Origin of the sequence: Saccharospirillum sp., from assembly GCF_040881935.1 — a bacterium.
GTDB lineage: Bacteria > Pseudomonadota > Gammaproteobacteria > Pseudomonadales > Natronospirillaceae > Saccharospirillum.
This window is the reverse complement of record NZ_JBBECH010000069.1, coordinates 1-17,350: the sequence shown is the minus strand read 5'-3', so window position 1 is coordinate 17,350 and position 17,350 is coordinate 1. Positions and strand designations below refer to the sequence as shown.

Genomic DNA, 17,350 nt, shown 5'->3' with positions numbered 1-17,350 from the left:
GGAGTAGAGGTGACTAAGTTGGGGGGAGTCAAGGGGCTGATTTATTGGCGCTTACGCATTTTCTTGGCTTATCCTTGCGATGATAGTCTATCGGTCATCTTTGCTTGATACTCACGAAACCTCTCGACTCATATTCTATAAGTTTGTGTCTAGGAATATAGGCTTACAGCTAACTGAGAATACTGAGTACATCATTTACCGTGCCAAGCTAGCAGTATACGAGACTAATAGACTTAAAGTTTCTACAAAGAACATTAAGAGATTTCTTGTTTTTATCGAAGACAAAGATTTCCATAACCACGCAGGGATTAGTTATAAGTCAATTGCGAGGAGTATATTGGGAGTATTGGGGATAAAGTCAAGATCAGGAGGGTCAACCATCGTACAGCAGCTTACTAGAACTCTATTCATAACGGATTTAAGAAAAACAAAACGACGTAAATTTATTGAGCTGGCCCTAGCGCCTTGGATGACAAATGTATTTAGTAAAGATTTAATTCTTGATATTTACATTTCTTCCGTCCGTTACGAGCGACAACGGTTTGGTATTGTCGAAGCTATGGATCATTTCTGGGGGGAAATTGTTAGCAGCCCAACTAACGCACAAGCATTTTTCCTTATTGAAAGAGTGAGTAATATTCGATCTAAACTGCTAGTAAACAAAATAATTGAAACTGTTCGGCATGCAAAAGATAAAGGGTTGCTGAGTACTGATGATATAAAAAGCCTTGTTGACTTATATATTGAAGCGGTTGAAAACGGAAAAATCACAGCAGACCAATCTGAATTACTAGAATTATCTAGGGGCGTACATGCGTGACAAATACTTATATGGACATATATGGACGCCCGACACCTGTCAAGCCACAGTAATCCGTTAAGCCAGATTTTGGTCTGGCTCTAAGCTTCTTCTATTGCACTGCCTTTACCGTTCATCTCAATGATAGAGCAGTCGTGCTGACATATATCCGGCCTACTGGTTAGGAGTGATTTTAAAGTTCACTCCTGGGCCCTGATGAAGGACCTCATAGGACAGGCACCATAGTAGAGAAAAAGAGAGCAGCCCATGCATTGAATCAGTAGTTTGCAAAACGGCACTACCGATTCACGTCAGTCTGGTAATTTAGGGAAAATTGGCTGATTTTCGCGATTTTCAGGCACGCAAGTGCCTCAGGCAGCCCTGTGAATTGTATAGTAAGGAAGGTTTTGGTTAGGTAGGTTGGGCAGCCAATGCTAATCGGGGTGTTCGCCGATAACCGAACTGCTGACACTTTGCTTTTATTGAGATTGCAGTGCCAACCAACCCTTTAAACTGGCTTTCAAAGTGCTGAGTGTTATAGACCCAGTGTTCAACATCGATATTAAGGCGTTCGAGAATGGGCGGAAGGGTCTGTGTGATGTTTCCGCGTTTGTCGCTGCGGATTTGTCGGCCGGTCCAGTCGAGTAGTTCCAGGTAATCTTGTAACCGAAAGGGCAAGCCTTCTGGCATATTCTGGCGAGGGTAGCCAACAAACGGAAACAACGGTGTTGGCTGTTTTGGTTCGGTAGCTTTCGGTTCTTCTTTGGCGGTCTCGATCCGCTGCTTGGCCGAGGTGTATTCTGACGCTTCTGGGGTATCGGCCATACAAGCCCGGACAGGGTTCAGGTCCACATAGGCCAGGCAGGTTGTCAGTGCGGTTTCATCCAGTAAGGCCTAGGATTTGAATCTTGCTTCCCAAAAACGGCCAGTGCACCCGTCTTCAGCGTTGGCTTGCCGGGCGATGTCTTCATTCAGGGCTTTCATGAACCAGCTGATCGACATCAGACGCTCACGCCACTCTGTTATCCGCTCTGAGATAACGTTGAGTTGCTCTTCATACAGGTCTTTTCCGGCTAAATACTCATGACTGAGAAAGTTACCAGCATATAGGCTGTGCCAGCGTTGGATGACTTCGGTATCCGACCAGGCTTTAGCTTTCTCGGCGTTGATGTGAAGCACTACGTGGTAATGGTTGGACATGACGGAATAGGCACAAACATCGAGTGCGTAAACCCTGGCCAGATCCATTATCCGGTTTTTAATCCAGCCACGCCGGTGTTCGTAGTCATTGCCGGAATGCGGGTCACGGCCGCACAGGAAGGCGCGGCGCACACACCGGGAGGTGCAGTGGTAGTAAGGAGTTGCCTCCAGGGCGATCTGGCTTTTCCTTGAACGTGGCATAGTGTCTAACCCTGACGGCCCGTTTTAATAGTGCTGGATAAAGTACTGGATAGCCTCTGGTGCGTCAACCCTTCATGTGGGTGTCCACTGTCTCTCTGAACTGGCTTACGACACTGGTAACCGGAGGCAACATTCGTTAGGTTAAAAGGCTTCAATTGAAAGACAACAGAGGAGTCTCGCTATGAAACAGGTACTGATTACCGGCGCTAATCGGGGTATTGGTCTGGAACTTGCGCGCCACTATGCCAGCAATGGCTGGCAGGTCATTGGCGTGTGTCGTCAGTCATCTCAGGAACTGGATGCGGTGGCAAAAACGGTCGTAAAAGGCATCGATGTTAGTGATGAAAAGGGCATTGAGACACTGGTGTCAGCTGTTGTCGGTGAACCGATTGCGTTGCTGATCAACAATGCCGGTATGATGCAGGATGAGCAGCTCGGTAGCATCGACGTCGACTCGATTCGCAGCCAGATGGAAATCAACGCTTACGCGCCGTTGCGTGTCACTGAGGCTCTGTTACCGAACATGGGTACGGGTGGAAAGATTGCGCTGATCACCAGCCGGATGGGATCCATTGCCGATAATGATTCAGGCGGTCGCTATGGCTACCGGGCATCGAAAGCGGCTCTGAATGCTTTTGGCAAATCGTTGTCGGTTGATCTGAAACCCAGAGGCATTGCGGTGGCTTTGCTGCACCCGGGGTATGTTAAAACCCGTATGGTGAATTTCGGCGGCATGATCACTCCGGAGGAAGCCGCAACTGGCCTTGCTGCACGAATTGATGGTCTGACGCTGGAGAACTCCGGTTCTTTCTGGCACAGCAACGGTGATACATTGCCGTGGTGAAAAGGCTGCTGCTGTCAGGCCACCCGCCAGGCGACCGGCCACCCAGCCACCGGTGCTACTGTTTGTCGTTCTTGCTACGCCGATTCCGGTACCAACCCCAATGGCGGTCCCGGCAATATTGCTCATGCTGGAACTCACGCCGGCGATAAATGGTTTGAGATAAGACTATCGAGACACTCACATTAGGAAGCTATCAAGAACTAATTCCCGATAGCTTGTATTAATGAGTTGGGGTTGGAGGGCTAAGCCTTGCCAAGAATGCCTGACACCAGTTCGGCGAACCCTTCTGCATTCCGTAGAAACGGTCGTGTGGCAACACCTCGAAACGCTCACCTACCTGCGCAACAAATGTTGGATAGCCGCGCGCACCCACTTCGGACATTAGTCTGTGCGAGCTTTCCAGATGTCTGGCCAGCAAGCCACCATTTGTCTCTTCAAACGCCACGGTAAACTGAGCCGTGTCCAGGCCGATGGATTCGGCCACCTTGATGATCGTCGGCATTTCTACAATGCGCATACCGTTGCGGTAGTGTGCTCGCTGTAGCGCTTTGAGCATGGGCAGACCGCTGCCCGGCTTGACCGCCTCGGCGGCCAGCACACCGCGAATCGGCATTGCTGAATCGTAGATCGTCTCTGGGTCGTTCAGCAGACCGTTCAGATACGCTTCACTGAACTCTTGGCCAGTCATTTCACCAATACGGGCATCAGCGATCCGGATGTGCGCACGTTTGGCATCCGATAGACGAGTCCTGTCAAACAACCCGCCTGCATGCAGTCTGACTTCAAACTGGCCGCTCACCGCTTCGGCCAGCGCCTCTGCGGCATAGCACCATCCGCAAAGAGGGTCATAGAGGTAATGAATTACCTTTTCCATTTTTAGTCTCCGTGGCTCAATAACCAACCGTGAAACGGCTACGTGAATGCGCTGGCTGTTCCAGTTCATCAATCATTGCAACGGCGTAGTCTGCAAGAGAAATATGGCTTTTTCCGCTCTCATCAGCCAACAACTGGTCCGTGCCGAGGCGGAACGTGCCGGTGCGCTCGCCAGGTTCAAGGTAAGCTGATGGAGCCAATACGGTCCAGTCCAATTCCTGCTCCTTGCGCAGCAGGTTGAGTGCCTGGCGCGCCCCTTCTGCGGTACCTTTCCACTCGACCGGGAATTGCGGAGTATCGATAAGCTCGACACCCGGCGCGACTTCCAGGCCACCTGCGCCACCGACGACCAGTAGCCTGGGAACGCCTGCCGCTTTGGCGGCTGAAATGATGGATTGGATACCCGTGACGTAATAGCCGAGCACGTCTGTTTGCGCATGGCCGCTGAACGCGCTGATCACGGCGTCGTGGCCCTTCAGCTTATCGGTCAGGCTGTCTTGTACCAGTACATCAACCTGCGAAGCAGTAACTTTGTCGGAAGTAGGGACTTTGCTCGGGTTCGACACCAGTGCGGTAATCTCGTGATCGCGAGTGACAGCTTCCTTCAGCAAGGCTGAGCCGACAAAACCGGTAGCACCAATAATGGCAACTTTCATCATATTTCTCCGTAGTAGTGATCAAGGATGGCGGCTAATCTCAGCCTGCCGATGGGAAGCATCATCACACAATCAATTGAATGGAAAAACGGATCAATTCATAATTAACTTTTATTGATTTCTTAATGATAAGGCGATTTATGACGCTCCCAGGAAAAATTGATCTGAATGACTTGCTGGTGTTCGAGGCTGTGGCGGAGACGGGTGGATTCACCGCCGCTGCGGAGCGTCTTGGCGTTGCTACGGCCAAAGTCAGCGTCGAAATCGGGCGGCTTGAATCCAAATTAGGCATTGCACTCTTTAGCCGCACTACCCGCAAGGTGGTATTAACCGATGCTGGGCAGGCACTGTACGAAGAATGCCAGCCGTTACTGCATGGGCTGACAGAAGCCATTGAGCGCGCCGGGTCCGACAAGGAGGATCTTGCAGGCACGCTTCGAATCAGCAGCACAGTCGATCATGCAGCATCGATACTTGCCCCTGCTATAGCTCTATTTACGCAGCATCACCCTCATCTCGCGGTAGACCTGCGCACGAGTGACCGCGTGGTCGATTTGCTCGAAGAAGGGATTGACGTTGCCATTCGCCTCGGCTGGCTTCCGGATTCGTCGTTTCGCGCGGTGAAACTCGGCGAATTTGAGCAGTATGTCGTCGCGTCACCAAGCTACCTGCGGCGTGTCAAGCACCCGAATACTCCGGAAGATCTGGTGAATTTCGATTGGGTCGCGCTTACGCTGCTTCCAACGCCTTTCACGTGGAAGTTCTCTGGCAACACGGGGGAAGCGAAAACCATACACGTTAAGTCGCGCTTCCGTGTCGACTCGCCAGGAGCGCTGTGTTCGCTGCTCCAGCATCATGTCGGTGTTTCTGTGCTGGACCAGTTCAATGCGCAGGAGGGAATCAGCTCGAAACGGCTGATCCGTCTGCTGCCGGAATGGTCTTTGCCGTCCGCAGGCATTTATGCGGTGTATCCCCCCGGACGGCAGGTGTCGGCAAAAGTCCGGAGCTTTATCGACTTTTACCGGCAATACTTAGAAGAGCTAAAAACGGCGCCAAGGTCTTCTTAGCGGGCCGCATGATCGGCTGGTATGGGGGCTTACGCTACCAGCCGCGCGATACTCTGATGGGCCGTCGCCAACGCATCGTTGATCGCTTGGTCGCCCATGGCGAGGCCTTCGGCGCGGATGATATGAACGTCTGTAATGCCGATAAAGCCGAGCATGTGTTTGATATAGGGCGCCTGGAAATCCAGGTCGGTATCGGCGTATTGTCCGCCGCTGGTGATAAAGACATAGGCGGTTTTATCGCGCAGTAACCCTTGCGGTCCTGTTTCGGTGTATTGGAAGGTCCGGCCAGCACGGGCGACGTGGTCGAACCAGGCTTTTAGAGTGGATGTGATGTTGAAGTTATATACCGGCGCGGTGATCAACAGCACGTCCGCCGCTTCCAGTTCCTCAATAACGGTGTCAGCCAGTTTGGCTTCCTGGGCCTGTTGTTCCGTGCGCGCTTCGGGTGCGGTCAAACCGGCTTGGAAGCGAGTCCCGGTCAGGTGGGGCACCGGCGACTGCACCAGGTCTCTTTCGGTAACACTGACCTCGGTGTCGGTGGTTTTGATCCGTTGTAGAAAGCGGCTCGCCAGTTGGGAAGATTGGCCCTGATCGCCAAAGATGCTGTTATTGAGTTGCAAAACGTGGGTCATGATCTGATTCCTGAGTCGGTTGAAAGTGGGGTTATTTAACACTTGAATAAATCGATAAAAAAGCGGAAAGTTTCGGGATAACCAATCGAACTGGTCGATGAATATGAGTCCCAAGATTTCTCTGGATCAATGGCGTGCCTTGGTCGGCGTGGTAGAGAGTGGCAGCTATGCCGCCGCTGCCGAGGCGTTACACAAATCGCAATCCACCGTCAGCTACGCCGTACAGCGCATTGAAGCCTTGTTGCAGGTCGATGTGTTCCGTGTCGAGGGGCGCCGGGCGGTGTTGACCCCGGAGGGTGAGGTTCTGTACCGACGCGGCCGCCACTTGGTGGCCGAGGCCGAGCGGCTGGAGTTCACCGCGTCTCGATTATCCAGGGGCGTCGAAGCCCAATTGAACCTTGGTGTCGAAATCGTGTTCCCCACCTGGTTGTTGTTGCAGTGTTTGGATGAGTTCGCGGTCGACTTTCCCGAAACCCGAATCGAGCTGTTCGAAACCGTTCTGGGGGGTGGCGAAGAGCTGTTGAAAAATGGTCAGGTCGATCTGGCCATTTGCTCGCGGGTGCCGCCCGGGTTTGTTGGCGACCCGTTTATGCGCGTTCGTCTGGTCGCCATGGCGGCCCCTGAACATCCGCTGCATCACCTGGGTCGGCCGCTTACTCATGAAGACTTGCGAGGTCATCGGCATTTGATCATTCGCGACAGCGGCACCCGGCGAGAGAGCCCAGGCGCGCATGAATTGACCGAAGAGCGCTGGACGGTCAGCAACAAAGCCACCTCCATTCGGGCCGCCTGCATGGGGCTGGGTTTCGCCTGGTTTGCGGAGGAAATGGTGCGCGAAGAACTGCACAGTGGCGCACTACGACCCTTGCCATTGACAGTGGGACAGGAACGTTGGGCCATGCTGTACCGTGTTAACACCGACCCGGACAGTATCGGCCCGGGTGCTCAGCGATTGAACGCCCTCCTGACAAAGGCAACGGCCCGCTGTCCAGGCAGCTTGACCCAACCACAGGAACGCTAACCGTCAGGCTTAAAGGACACACGGCTTAAATGGCGGCTTGAATGGACACTCACATGAGCCCTTGCTCGGATGGGTGTCCCAAAAAGCTGCCAAAGAGCTGAGGTTTGGCTTATTGTGGTGGCTATCGGTGTGGCCTGGTAGGACACAATAGTCACACACAAAATACCGGAGTTTTTAAAATGAGCGCATTTTTAGTAGTAGATACCAAAATCAAAAATGAAGCTGCTTACGAAGAGTACAAACAACTGGCAAAGCCGATCGCGGAAAAATTTGGTGGTGTTTATCGGGCAAGAGGGGGCGCGATGGATGTTAGAGAAGCAGAGCTCTGGTCTCCCTCCCGGATTGTCATTATTGAATTTCCAGACATGCAAAGTGCCCAGGCGTTTGTGGATTCAGAAGAATACGCCCCGGTGAAACCAAAACGCACTGATAATGCCGAATGTACGTTGTTCATTATAGAGGGCAACTGACTTAGAATGAGTCTTAAGGAACTTATGAACGATAAGCCAGCCGAATATGCTTGACGCCTCATCCCTGCTGATCATTGCGGGTACGTTTCTGGTGGCAGGGGCTGTTAAAGGCGTGATAGGCCTCGGTCTTCCGTCAGTTAGCCTTGCCTTTCTTGCCGTTGCTATGGATCTGCCCACGGCGATGGCGCTGCTGCTCGTCCCTTCCTTCGTTACGAACATTTGGCAGTCTGTTGTTGGTGGAAGCGCCAGGGCAATCCTGGTTCGGCTTTGGCCATTTCTTGCGATGGCCACAATCACTGTCTGGATCGGCGCGGCCGCGCTCACCCGCATCGACCTCTTATTATTGACAGCTCTGCTTGGTGGGTTGCTGATTACTTATTCAGTTGTGAATCTGGTTGGTTTCCGAATGGTCATATCAAGCCGTCAAGAGCGCTGGGCAGGACCATTATTTGGTGTTGCGAACGGCGTCCTCACCGGTATGACTGGATCATTCGTCGTGCCTGGTGTGATGTTTTTGCAGGCTATAGGGCTTCCGCGAAACATGCTGATTCAGGCTATGGGCATGCTGTTTACCGTCTCCACCGTAGCCCTGGCAGCGGCGTTGCAGCAATCCAATTTTCTGACACTTCAGAGCGGTGCAATCTCTGTCGCCGCGGTGATACCCGCGATCGCAGGTATGATTCTCGGGCAAAGAATCCGGAACCGCTTGTCCGAACAGACGTTCCGAACCGTATTTTTTGTTTCCCTTTTTATTCTCGGCACCTACATCATTGCCAGCTCACTACGGGTATTTTACTAGGCATAGGTAGAGAAAAAATGCTAATAGTGCATGCACGCTTCAATCAATCAAAAGGGTCAGTGCCATTGCTACATGATCTCATCTTATTTTCCTGTGAGTTCTTATCATCGACGGAGGATATAGAGCAGGCTTGTGCTAGTATAGAGAGCGTTCCAATATTCGTGTTTATGCTATCAGCTTACCCAGCCCCAGGAATTGTATTGTGACCAATAATGATATTTTAAGACGTATACGTTATACCTTCGATCTGAAAGACCGAACAATGATCGAGATTTTCGCCCTAGCCGATTTCAAGGCAACAGAAGATCAGGTTGTTGGCTGGCTAAAAAAAGACGATGACAGTGAATTTATCAAGATGACAGATAAAGAACTGGCTGTGTTTCTGAATGGCTTCATTAATTTTAAGCGTGGTAAACGTGATGGTCAGCAGCCAGAGCCGGAAAATCGTTTAAATAATAATAAGGTTTTCCAGAAGCTTCGAATTGCCTTGAATTTGAAGGCCGATGACATTCTGGACATTTTAAAGCTGGTAGATGTCCATTTAAGCCAGCATGAGTTAAGTGCTTTTTTCCGAAAGCCGGAAAGTTCGAATTATCGGGAGTGCAAAGATCAGGTGCTGCGCAATTTTCTACTGGGCGTTCAGTTTCAGTTACGACCAGAAGATAGCGGTTCAGAATAGGTATCCGGGTAAAGGCTGCAAGCTCGCCCGATGTCAGCGCTTCCAGGTTAAAACGGACAAGGGCACTGCACGCTAACACGCTCATCAGTTAACGGGTGGCTAAAGTTCAGTGATGTAGCGTGGAGCATGAGCCGGCTGGCAAGGAAGTACGCCGCATCATTGGCGTATAAATCACAGCCCAGGATGGGGTGGCCCAGTTCGCGGCTGTGAATGCGCAATTGGTGGGTACGTCCTGTCAGTGGCGTGAACAATACCCGGGTACTGGGTGTTTTGGCACCGCGCTCATCGAGCACAAATTCATGGCCAAGCAGTTCGTACTCGGTACAGGCTGGCTTTCCTGTCTCATCGCAAATTTTCTGAAGTGGAAACTCGCCTTTGGCGATCGGTGCGGTGATCTGGCCAAAAGCAGGTGCTACATGGCCCTGCAATAGAGCCGTATAGGTTTTGCTGACGCTCTTTTCTTGAAACTGTTTGGTCAGCAAGCCGTTGATGCGCTTATTGAGTGCTACCAACATGATGCCGGATGTACCCAGGTCGAGTCGGTGCAACAGGCGAGCATCGGGAAAATCCTGTACCAGACGAAAATGCACGGAGTCTTTATTCAGAGGGTGCTTACCCGACAGGCTGAGTAGCCCGGAGGGTTTGCTGATGAGCAGGATAGAGTCATCCTGGTACAGTATCTGTATCGATCCGGTACAGGCCGGGGCAATAAAGGGGTCAGCTTGAGGTTGCATAGGCTCGATAATCAGGAATGAGGCGGTTCATAAGTCTATGTTAACAAGGTATCAGCCGTCGTTATATGGTTTGGTCCTGGTTGAACTCACTGGATTGTGCGTTAGCTAAATGTTCAAGTGGGCCAGATCAAAGTCACTCTGGTGACTCGGCGACATGAAGTCATTAAAAGCTTATGCTGATCACACGTATTTCTATCCAGGAGTCGTTTTATGAGTCTTGCTATCGCACTGCATGTTCTCTCTGCCGTGATCTGGGTTGGCGGCATGTTTTTCGCCTATATGGCCATGCGGCCTGCAGTGGTCGAGGTGGTTAATGAGTCGCAGCGGGGTGTACTCTGGTGTCACACCTTGTCCCGGTTTTTCCGGTGGGTTTGGGCGGCCGTGATCCTGTTACTGGTAACAGGCTACTGGATGCTCTTCAGCGTGTTCGGTGGCATGGCGGGTGCTGGCTGGCATATCCACGTTATGCAGGGGCTGGGGATTGTGATGATCCTGCTTTATTTGCACGTCTATTTTGCCCCCTTTCGGAGGCTGAAACAGGCCGTTGCCAACCAGAATCCACAGGAGGGCGGTCGCCAAGTGGGGCAGATCCGCAAGCTGGTGGGCATCAATCTGATTCTTGGGCTTATCGTGGTGGCTATCGGTGCCGGCGGGGGGTATCTGTAAGCCCGTCGTAAGCTGATACCCGTTATATTCGTTCTGATCTCGGGCTGTGCAACGGTTCCGCCGGAAGCAGCGTTGACGTCTTAACGAAATCCAAGAAAAGAAAGAATCGCCAAAACGATAACGATAGCACCGACAATGTAGACGATATTATTCATAAGTAATTCATCCTTTTAACCTATCCAAAATTGGGCTTGCGCCGTCGTCCCTGTGGCGCGCGATGTAACTTCCAGTTTAGGCGTTTCCCTTTTGCTCCTTTGCCTCATCTTGGTTAACTTTAGGCGACCGGTTTGGTCAGGTCTGTTCGTTGGCGCACCCAGTAGCCGAAAGCAAGAAAAATTTTTCGTTTCAGGTGGGGGTAGGGGATGTGATTGTAAACTGTAGAAGTATTACCGCGTCGTCAGTAACGGTTCTATAAGACTCGCCAATAGACGGTGGCTGGCGGTTGCCTGAAGCGGATCGGTCGCGAGGTTCAGTGTCTCACTTCGTTCTTTAAGTGCTGCTCGCCAAGGTTGGTCGTATTGTTCCAGAAACAGTTTTACCGCGCTTGGCGCGCGCGCTCCTTCGCCAAAGCAAAGTCCATAGAGGCGGCAGGCTTCGGCTGAAAACCAGTGTTTGTTCATTTCTTTAATGAGAGCAACTGCTGACTTTGCCTGGAAAACCGGGGTGGGTTGTGCCTGCAGCCAACACTCTACGACATACCTCAGCAGATGGCTTTTATCCTGAAAGTGGTTGTAGACGGTGGGTTTGGATACGCCGGAGGCCTTAACCACCATATCTACGGAAGTCCCCTTGATGCCGTGCTCAAGAAACAACGGCAGGGCTGCTTGTGCTATCTGATCTTTTTTTGAATGTTGCGCCATGGTTGGGTCTTGAATTCCTTGAATAATTGGTTGAAACTATACTAAACCGTTTAGTTAAAGTCCAGGTGACGTACATTACTGGGCCATAGACCGGGTTGGCCGGTCTGCAACCGAAGAGAGGCATCCATGATACGCAGTGACAATGGTTACTTTGGCGAGTTCGGGGGGCGTTACGTTCCCGAAATTCTGCTGCCGGCATTAACCGAGCTGGAAACACTCTTTAACACGCTGCGCGATGATCCATCCTTCTGGCAGGAGTATGTCACCCTGTGTCAGGAATTCAGTGGCCGCCCAACGCCGCTTACGCCGCTGCGTCGCTTGTCGAAAGAGCTGGGTGGGGCTCAGATCTGGCTTAAACGTGAAGATCTGAACCACTCGGGGGCGCATAAGGTGAATAATGCGCTGGGCCAGGGGCTGTTGGTTCAGCGTATGGGTAAGAAGCAGATTATTGCTGAAACCGGCGCGGGCCAGCACGGTTTGGCGACCGCCATAGTGGCCGCGCGTATGGGGTTGCAGGCCACCATCTACATGGGCGCTGATGACATTGAACGACAATATTCCAACGTGTTCTGGATGCGTCAACTTGGCGCCGACGTGGTTGGTGTTGAGACCGGCGCTCGCACTCTGAAAGAAGCGCTCGATGAAGCATTGCGCGATTGGGCTGCTTCTGTCGAAACCACGCATTATGTGCTCGGCACAGCCTGTGGCCCGGCACCGTTCCCTGAACTGGTGGCCTACTTCCAAAGCGTGATCTCGCAGGAGATGCGCGAGCAGTCCATGCAGCAGATCGGCCGCCTGCCCGATGAAGTGGTGGCTTGCGTCGGCGGTGGGTCGAATGCTCTGGGAGCCTTTTCCGCCTTTCTGGATGATAAAGAGGTCGCTCTGGTTGGTGTTGAAGCCGGAGGAACGAGTTTTAACAAGGGCGAGCATTCCATTCGTATGCTGCCCGACACCGCAGAAACAGGAATTGCCCAGGGCTACAAGACACTCTTCCTGCAGAATGAGGACGGCCAACTGGGTGAAACGCACTCCATTGCGGCAGGGCTAGATTACGTTGGTGTCTCGCCCATTCTGGCGCACCTATCGCAGACCGGTCGTGTGATCCCGGAAAGCGCGACCGATACCGACGTCATGGAAGCCTTCCAGTTGCTGATGAAAACCGAAGGCATCATTCCCGCTCTGGAAAGTTCTCATGCCCTGGCCGGTGGCTTCAAGAGAGCGAAGTCGATGAACCCCGATCAACAGCTGGTGATCAACCTCAGTGGTCGTGGTGACAAGGATATCTTCAACATTGCCCGAGCCTTTCCACAGCCGGAGTGGCCGGAATTTTTAAAGCGAGAAGCTGAGCGCAGTCAGCAACTGATGGGTACCGCCAAGGAGAACAGCTGATGTTTCCGCAACAGAATGACAAACTTCAGGTGATGTCTCACGCCGTGGTGGGCTTTCCCTCGCTCGATGAAAATGAGCAAGCCATTGCCAGCCTGGTCGCCAGTGGCGTGCACCTGATCGAACTCCAGGTGCCGTTCAGTGACCCGGTGGCCGACGGCCATACCCTGGTTAACGCTTGTTACGACGCTCTAAAAAACGGTGGCTCACTTCGGGCCACATTGGATCTGTGTGCGAAGGTGTCCAGGCAACATCCGGAGGCCAGCTTTATTTTAATGAGTTATCTGAACCCGCTGTACCGCTATGGGCTGGAGCGGCTGTTCCGTGATGCGGCCGCTGCAGGCTTCAAAGGGATGATCATCCCGGACATGCCGGTGGAGCAACTCGAGCCATACATACCATTGCTTGATGAACTGGGTTTGGCCCCAATTCTGATGGTAACGCCCAATACCCCGGACGAACGTGTAGCGCGTATTGCAAACAGCGCACGTGGCATGGTGTATGTGGTCTCGCGTATGGGCGTCACCGGTAAGCAGACTCAGTGGGGTGATGTATTCCATGCCTACGTGGCACGCATACGCAACTACACCGATCTGCCATTAGCGGTAGGCTTTGGCATTCAGTCGGCAGACGACCTGAAAGCATTAACCGGTACCGCCGAAGTGGCCGCATTTTGCTCGAAATACATTGAATGGCAACGGGAAGATGGCAGTGACGCTGCTGCCCGGAAGATGAAAACACTGCTTGAAGATGCTGAGTTGCTGTAGTTAATAGAGCTAGTTAATAGAGCAGGCACAATAGTTGACTATTGTGAGTATGATTTTCATAGTCTGCTTCTATAGATTGCGGTGGGTGTCCACGTTGACTATAACCCGGAGCGGCCGTTAAATTTATTGGACGTTGCTGCGTTCCTGGCTGGCATCGGTCGGTACCAGGGCACGTACCAGCCGCTTCATGCTGAGCATGCCGACCGGTTCACCGTTCTGCATGACCCGGTATGTAAAAGATGTGTCCCCTTCTGAACGGGCGATGACAGATTCCAGGTTATCGTCTGCGTCGACGTCCCCGGCACAGTCGTTTGCGATATCGTGAGATTTGTCCATAACGGACCGAACGCGCAACACGCGAGCCCGGTTAATGTCGCTGATGAAGTCGACAATATAGGGATCGTTCGGCTGCATCAGGATCTCCTGTGGCTCACCCTGTTGCACTACATAGCCTTCCTTGAGAATGACCAGGTGATCCGCCAGTTTGAGTGCTTCGTCGAGATCGTGTGTAATGAACACGACGGTTTTCTTCAGCTCGCGTTGCAATTCAATGAGCAGGTCTTGCATGTCGGTTCTGATCAGTGGATCGAGCGCTGAAAAGGCCTCGTCCATCAGCATGATGGGTGCGTTTGATGTCAGAGCCCGGGCGATGCCCACGCGCTGCTGCATGCCACCGGACAATTCGTGCGGGTACTGGTTTTCGTTACCTTCGAGTCCGACCCGGGCCAGCCACTTGGTGGCTTCGTCTTCGTACTCGCTGCGGTCAAAGCCGCGTGTGGCGAGCGCCATCCCGGCGTTGTCCAGCACAGTCCAGTGTGGCAGCAAGGCAAACTTCTGAAATACCATGGTCATGTGCTGGCGTCGCAATTCCCGCAAGCGCTGATCGCTATAGTGAAGCACATCGTCGCCATCTACTTCTATGCGGCCTGACGTCGGCTCAATCAACCGGTTGAGGTGCCGGATCAGTGTCGACTTGCCCGACCCTGAAAGCCCCATAATGACGGTGATCTCGCCTTCACGCATGTCGACATTGATGTCTTGCAGCCCGAGCACGTGGCCGTGCTGTTCAAGCAGGTCTGCCTTGTTCATGCCTTCTTTTACACGTTCTAGGGCACTTTGTGGGTCATCGCCGAAAACCTTGTACAGTTCCCGAATTGAAATTCTGATTGCGTTGTCACTCATACTGTTACCCTCAGACCTTTCTCGACGAATCGATGCGCGCCAGTGATGCTTTGGTGACCCGGTCAAGAACCACCGCAAGAATCACAATACCCAGACCGGCCACTAGGCCAACGCCCAGCTCCAGGTTGCGGATACCACGCAGCACCAGTACGCCGAGACCGGGTGCACTCACCAGCGAGGCGATAACCACCATGGCCAGACTCATCATGATGGTCTGGTTTACGCCGGCCATGATGTTGGGCAATGCGAGCGGAATCTGAACTTTGTAGAGTTTTTGCCGGTCGGTCATGCCAAAGGCGTCGGCCGCCTCGATGATGTCCTTGTCGACCAGGCGTATACCCAGATTAGTCAGACGAATGACTGGAACAATGGCATACAGAATAATGGCAATCCCGTAGAGTTTTGATTCGGTCACACTGAACAGAAAGATCAGCGGAATCAGGTACACAAAGGGAGGCAGAGTTTGCAGCATGTCGAGCACCGGTATTGTCAGGCGCTGCATGGTGTTGCTGCGCGACATCGCAATGCCGATGGGCACGCCGAACAATACACAGATAAAGGCGCACACAAAAATAATCGACAGCGTTTGCATCGCGTATTCATAGTGATCGATAAACGCCAGGCCACTCAGGCAAACACCGACAAAGGCCACCAGCTTCCAGGACTGAGTGACCAGTTTCACCACCAGCAACAGCATGGGAATGACAATCCACCAGGGTGTGGCGAGCATGGTGTAGAGTGTGCCATCGAGCATCCAGCTCAGTGGTTGCGTCAGCGGGTCCAAGACAATGCTCATTGAGTCTTTGACGTCGAGAAACCCTTCTTCCAGCCCTTTGGTCAGACTGCGCGACTGGGGAAATGAACCACAGGCCTCGTTGAGAGCATCCATTGAGGGAAAGGGAATATCCCAGACCGATACCTGCGCATTTTCATCTGCTCCGCTGTTCTGGTTCATCAGATCAGCCATCGACATGGGGCCGTCCTGCCCGCTGCTGTCGCACCATTCCTGCAGGCCGAGCCCGGAAAACACTGAATCGTATACTGCCATGATTGCTGCTTACCCGTTTGTGTTTAGGCAGACAGACCTGTCTGAAAACCCGGTGAGCCATTGATTCTGCCCTGGTTTTCAGTCAGCCCCGTTTGCCGTTTTCAGAAGAGAAAGGGGCGGCGCATGGCCGCCCCGTTAAGCACTCGTCTGTATCCGAACCTTTAGTTAATCAGATTGGCCAGGTTGGACCGTGCTTCATCGTTCAGCCACTCGGACCATTTGTCTGAATAGTTTTGCAGATAATAGACCGTGGCTTCTTCGCCGGAGGCGTTGTTCTCATCCATCCAGGCTAGAATGGAGCTCATCACGCCGGTCTCGAAGCTCAGGTGGCTGAGCATGTCGGCCACTTCCGGTTCACGTTCCTGAAAGTCTGTTGTAATGGCGGTCAAAATTGGTGCTGCCGGGAAATCCGATACGCCCGGGTTGTCCGCATTCTGGTTTTGATTGCGGGCGTGAATTTCTTCATTCACCTCGCCCAGAACCACACGGGTCATGTCGTACTTACCGAGCGGTACAGTCGGCCCCCAATAGTAACCGAACCAGGGTTCTTCATCTTCGAAGGCAGATGCCATTGAAGAGGCCAAAGTCTGACCGGAACCATGGTTGAATACCTCAATGCCGCTGCTCTCAAGATCCAGAGCGCGAATCAGGTTGTCACTGACTACACGGCAGCCCCAACCATCCGGGCAGTTATTAAATTGACCACCGACCAGTTCCGGGTTGTTCATTACCCCTTCAATGGTGGTCAGCTCGGGGTGTTCTTCCGCCAGGTAGGTCGGAATCCACCAGCCTTCAACACCACCGGGTTCCAGTACCTTACCCAGGCGCTGAATGCGGCCTTCTTTTTCCAGACGGTTGTAAACTTCACCGGTAGAGTTGAGCCACAATTCGGTCACGATGTCAGGCTCGCCGTTTTCGGCCACCGATGTAACTGCGGGTACGGTGTCGGAAGGGACGACAGTAACGTCACAGCCATACCCTTCTTCCATTAAGAAGGAAGCGACACCGGTCACCACTTCGTTGGAAGCCCAGCCCATTTCGGTAATGGACACTTCGCCACAGTCGGCAAAAGCGACTGATGACATTGACAGCGCACCGGCTGCCATTACTAACGTTGATTTGCGCATGCGGAATACTCCTGTGTTGCATACTATAGATTCAGCGTTGAAATAACGCTGCTGCTCAGTTGCCGCGCGTCGGCGGTGCCAGGAAACGAGCGATGTTCCGCCAGTCATGAATACCGATACGGATCGCCAATAAATGGTCCCGAACATTGAGCAGGAAAGGAGAGTGCCGGCCAGGTGCCGGATACATCGAGAGGCAGAAAGGATGTTGCTGTGCTGTATAACACTTGCAGAGCGTTGCCTTTGTTGCTCGCGCGGTGGCCGCAACAATGAACGTACCCAGTGTCTGCAAGTGGTTGGCAACCAGCAAATGATTTGCCTCTGTAGCTTCAAGGTGGACCA

General features: G+C 52.6%; 21 protein-coding genes. 10 read left to right on the top strand and 11 right to left on the bottom strand.

Annotated elements, in window-relative coordinates; translation table 11 throughout:
* Positions 1-79: 79 nt before the first annotated feature.
* Complete coding sequence (locus WEB54_RS13125) at positions 80-820, top strand: biosynthetic peptidoglycan transglycosylase (RefSeq protein WP_368056110.1); 741 nt, start codon at positions 80-82, stop codon at positions 818-820.
* 390 nt (positions 821-1,210) lie between these two features.
* On the opposite strand, the gene WEB54_RS13120 is transcribed toward WEB54_RS13125, so the two are convergent.
* Positions 1,211-1,624, bottom strand: coding sequence for a hypothetical protein (locus tag WEB54_RS13120; protein ID WP_368056108.1), 414 nt, complete (start codon positions 1,622-1,624; stop codon positions 1,211-1,213).
* Positions 1,625-1,693: 69 nt separating this feature from the next.
* Entirely contained in the window at positions 1,694-2,200 is a 507-nt protein-coding gene (locus WEB54_RS13115) for a hypothetical protein (protein WP_368056106.1), read from the bottom strand.
* A 181-nt stretch (positions 2,201-2,381) separates the two neighbouring features.
* On the opposite strand from WEB54_RS13115, the gene WEB54_RS13110 reads away from it, so the two are divergent.
* The gene (locus WEB54_RS13110) at positions 2,382-3,044 is read left to right on the top strand and encodes an SDR family oxidoreductase (RefSeq protein ID WP_368056104.1); all 663 of its coding nucleotides are present in this window, start codon (positions 2,382-2,384) and stop codon (positions 3,042-3,044) included.
* A gap of 220 nt (positions 3,045-3,264) precedes the next feature.
* Here the strand turns inward: WEB54_RS13110 and WEB54_RS13105 are convergent, their stop codons facing one another.
* The gene (locus WEB54_RS13105; RefSeq protein ID WP_368056102.1) at positions 3,265-3,918 is read right to left on the bottom strand and encodes a DsbA family protein; all 654 of its coding nucleotides are present in this window, start codon (positions 3,916-3,918) and stop codon (positions 3,265-3,267) included.
* A gap of 16 nt (positions 3,919-3,934) precedes the next feature.
* Positions 3,935-4,576 carry an NAD(P)-dependent oxidoreductase gene (locus WEB54_RS13100; protein WP_368056101.1) on the bottom strand — a complete coding sequence of 214 codons (642 nt, stop codon included), beginning with the start codon at positions 4,574-4,576 and terminating at the stop codon, positions 3,935-3,937.
* Between the two features lie 137 nt (positions 4,577-4,713).
* On the opposite strand from WEB54_RS13100, the gene WEB54_RS13095 reads away from it, so the two are divergent.
* Positions 4,714-5,640 (top strand): LysR substrate-binding domain-containing protein, encoded by a 927-nt coding sequence (locus WEB54_RS13095; protein WP_368056099.1) that lies wholly within the window; start codon positions 4,714-4,716, stop codon positions 5,638-5,640.
* Positions 5,641-5,669: 29 nt separating this feature from the next.
* On the opposite strand, the gene WEB54_RS13090 is transcribed toward WEB54_RS13095, so the two are convergent.
* Positions 5,670-6,272, bottom strand: coding sequence for an FMN-dependent NADH-azoreductase (locus WEB54_RS13090; protein ID WP_368056098.1), 603 nt, complete (start codon positions 6,270-6,272; stop codon positions 5,670-5,672).
* Between the two features lie 103 nt (positions 6,273-6,375).
* On the opposite strand from WEB54_RS13090, the gene WEB54_RS13085 reads away from it, so the two are divergent.
* The 4 genes from WEB54_RS13085 (at position 6,376) to WEB54_RS13070 (ending at position 9,241) form a co-directional block, all read left to right on the top strand.
* Positions 6,376-7,293 (top strand): LysR family transcriptional regulator, encoded by a 918-nt coding sequence (locus WEB54_RS13085; RefSeq protein ID WP_368056097.1) that lies wholly within the window; start codon positions 6,376-6,378, stop codon positions 7,291-7,293.
* 179 nt (positions 7,294-7,472) lie between these two features.
* Positions 7,473-7,763 (top strand): DUF1330 domain-containing protein, encoded by a 291-nt coding sequence (locus tag WEB54_RS13080; RefSeq protein WP_368056095.1) that lies wholly within the window; start codon positions 7,473-7,475, stop codon positions 7,761-7,763.
* Between the two features lie 46 nt (positions 7,764-7,809).
* A complete protein-coding gene (locus WEB54_RS13075; protein ID WP_368056093.1) occupies positions 7,810-8,562 on the top strand; it encodes a sulfite exporter TauE/SafE family protein in 753 nt (250 codons plus the stop codon).
* 202 nt (positions 8,563-8,764) lie between these two features.
* Entirely contained in the window at positions 8,765-9,241 is a 477-nt protein-coding gene (locus WEB54_RS13070) for a DUF1456 family protein (protein WP_368056091.1), read from the top strand.
* Between the two features lie 47 nt (positions 9,242-9,288).
* On the opposite strand, the gene WEB54_RS13065 is transcribed toward WEB54_RS13070, so the two are convergent.
* Positions 9,289-9,975, bottom strand: a complete 687-nt coding sequence (locus tag WEB54_RS13065; protein ID WP_368056089.1) for a pseudouridine synthase — start codon at positions 9,973-9,975, stop codon at positions 9,289-9,291.
* Positions 9,976-10,185: 210 nt separating this feature from the next.
* Between WEB54_RS13065 and WEB54_RS13060 the strand changes: the two genes are divergently transcribed.
* Positions 10,186-10,641: a CopD family protein gene (locus WEB54_RS13060; protein ID WP_368056088.1), complete on the top strand. Its 456-nt coding sequence runs from the start codon at positions 10,186-10,188 to the stop codon at positions 10,639-10,641.
* 386 nt (positions 10,642-11,027) lie between these two features.
* Here WEB54_RS13060 and WEB54_RS13055 read toward each other — a convergent pair whose 3' ends face one another.
* Positions 11,028-11,501: a TetR/AcrR family transcriptional regulator gene (locus tag WEB54_RS13055; protein ID WP_368056086.1), complete on the bottom strand. Its 474-nt coding sequence runs from the start codon at positions 11,499-11,501 to the stop codon at positions 11,028-11,030.
* Positions 11,502-11,627: 126 nt separating this feature from the next.
* Here WEB54_RS13055 and trpB point away from each other — a divergent pair, with 126 nt between their 5' ends.
* Both trpB and trpA read left to right on the top strand, forming a co-directional pair.
* The gene (trpB, locus tag WEB54_RS13050; protein ID WP_368056084.1) at positions 11,628-12,890 is read left to right on the top strand and encodes a tryptophan synthase subunit beta; all 1,263 of its coding nucleotides are present in this window, start codon (positions 11,628-11,630) and stop codon (positions 12,888-12,890) included.
* Positions 12,890-13,654: a tryptophan synthase subunit alpha gene (gene trpA / locus WEB54_RS13045; RefSeq protein WP_368056082.1), complete on the top strand. Its 765-nt coding sequence runs from the start codon at positions 12,890-12,892 to the stop codon at positions 13,652-13,654. The genes trpB and trpA overlap by 1 nt, the downstream gene beginning before the upstream one ends.
* 123 nt (positions 13,655-13,777) lie before the next feature.
* Here the strand turns inward: trpA and WEB54_RS13040 are convergent, their stop codons facing one another.
* From WEB54_RS13040 to WEB54_RS13025, 4 genes are all read right to left on the bottom strand, one after another.
* Complete coding sequence (locus WEB54_RS13040) at positions 13,778-14,836, bottom strand: glycine betaine/L-proline ABC transporter ATP-binding protein (protein WP_368056080.1); 1,059 nt, start codon at positions 14,834-14,836, stop codon at positions 13,778-13,780.
* 10 nt (positions 14,837-14,846) lie between these two features.
* Positions 14,847-15,884 (bottom strand): ABC transporter permease, encoded by a 1,038-nt coding sequence (locus tag WEB54_RS13035; RefSeq protein ID WP_368056078.1) that lies wholly within the window; start codon positions 15,882-15,884, stop codon positions 14,847-14,849.
* Positions 15,885-16,045: 161 nt separating this feature from the next.
* The gene (locus tag WEB54_RS13030) at positions 16,046-17,011 is read right to left on the bottom strand and encodes an ABC transporter substrate-binding protein (RefSeq protein ID WP_368056076.1); all 966 of its coding nucleotides are present in this window, start codon (positions 17,009-17,011) and stop codon (positions 16,046-16,048) included.
* 55 nt (positions 17,012-17,066) lie between these two features.
* The coding region (locus tag WEB54_RS13025) for a hypothetical protein (protein ID WP_368056074.1) at positions 17,067-17,350 on the bottom strand (284 nt) is incomplete at its 5' end.

Bases quoted from the DNA above. Each gene is read 5' to 3' on its own strand.
- WEB54_RS13080 (WP_368056095.1), top strand. From the start codon at position 7,473: ATGAGCGCATTTTTAGTAGTAGATACCAAAATCAAAAATGAAGCTGCT.
- WEB54_RS13115 (WP_368056106.1), bottom strand. From the start codon at position 2,200: ATGCCACGTTCAAGGAAAAGCCAGATCGCCCTGGAGGCAACTCCTTAC.
- WEB54_RS13035 (WP_368056078.1), bottom strand. From the start codon at position 15,884: ATGGCAGTATACGATTCAGTGTTTTCCGGGCTCGGCCTGCAGGAATGG.
- trpB (WP_368056084.1), top strand. From the start codon at position 11,628: ATGATACGCAGTGACAATGGTTACTTTGGCGAGTTCGGGGGGCGTTAC.
- trpA (WP_368056082.1), top strand. From the start codon at position 12,890: ATGTTTCCGCAACAGAATGACAAACTTCAGGTGATGTCTCACGCCGTG.
- WEB54_RS13120 (WP_368056108.1), bottom strand. From the start codon at position 1,624: ATGGCCGATACCCCAGAAGCGTCAGAATACACCTCGGCCAAGCAGCGG.
- WEB54_RS13125 (WP_368056110.1), top strand. From the start codon at position 80: ATGATAGTCTATCGGTCATCTTTGCTTGATACTCACGAAACCTCTCGA.
- WEB54_RS13095 (WP_368056099.1), top strand. From the start codon at position 4,714: ATGACGCTCCCAGGAAAAATTGATCTGAATGACTTGCTGGTGTTCGAG.
- WEB54_RS13075 (WP_368056093.1), top strand. From the start codon at position 7,810: ATGCTTGACGCCTCATCCCTGCTGATCATTGCGGGTACGTTTCTGGTG.
- WEB54_RS13030 (WP_368056076.1), bottom strand. From the start codon at position 17,011: ATGCGCAAATCAACGTTAGTAATGGCAGCCGGTGCGCTGTCAATGTCA.
- WEB54_RS13060 (WP_368056088.1), top strand. From the start codon at position 10,186: ATGAGTCTTGCTATCGCACTGCATGTTCTCTCTGCCGTGATCTGGGTT.
- WEB54_RS13040 (WP_368056080.1), bottom strand. From the start codon at position 14,836: ATGAGTGACAACGCAATCAGAATTTCAATTCGGGAACTGTACAAGGTT.
- WEB54_RS13100 (WP_368056101.1), bottom strand. From the start codon at position 4,576: ATGATGAAAGTTGCCATTATTGGTGCTACCGGTTTTGTCGGCTCAGCC.
- WEB54_RS13055 (WP_368056086.1), bottom strand. From the start codon at position 11,501: ATGGCGCAACATTCAAAAAAAGATCAGATAGCACAAGCAGCCCTGCCG.
- WEB54_RS13065 (WP_368056089.1), bottom strand. From the start codon at position 9,975: ATGCAACCTCAAGCTGACCCCTTTATTGCCCCGGCCTGTACCGGATCG.
- WEB54_RS13085 (WP_368056097.1), top strand. From the start codon at position 6,376: ATGAGTCCCAAGATTTCTCTGGATCAATGGCGTGCCTTGGTCGGCGTG.
- WEB54_RS13105 (WP_368056102.1), bottom strand. From the start codon at position 3,918: ATGGAAAAGGTAATTCATTACCTCTATGACCCTCTTTGCGGATGGTGC.
- WEB54_RS13090 (WP_368056098.1), bottom strand. From the start codon at position 6,272: ATGACCCACGTTTTGCAACTCAATAACAGCATCTTTGGCGATCAGGGC.
- WEB54_RS13110 (WP_368056104.1), top strand. From the start codon at position 2,382: ATGAAACAGGTACTGATTACCGGCGCTAATCGGGGTATTGGTCTGGAA.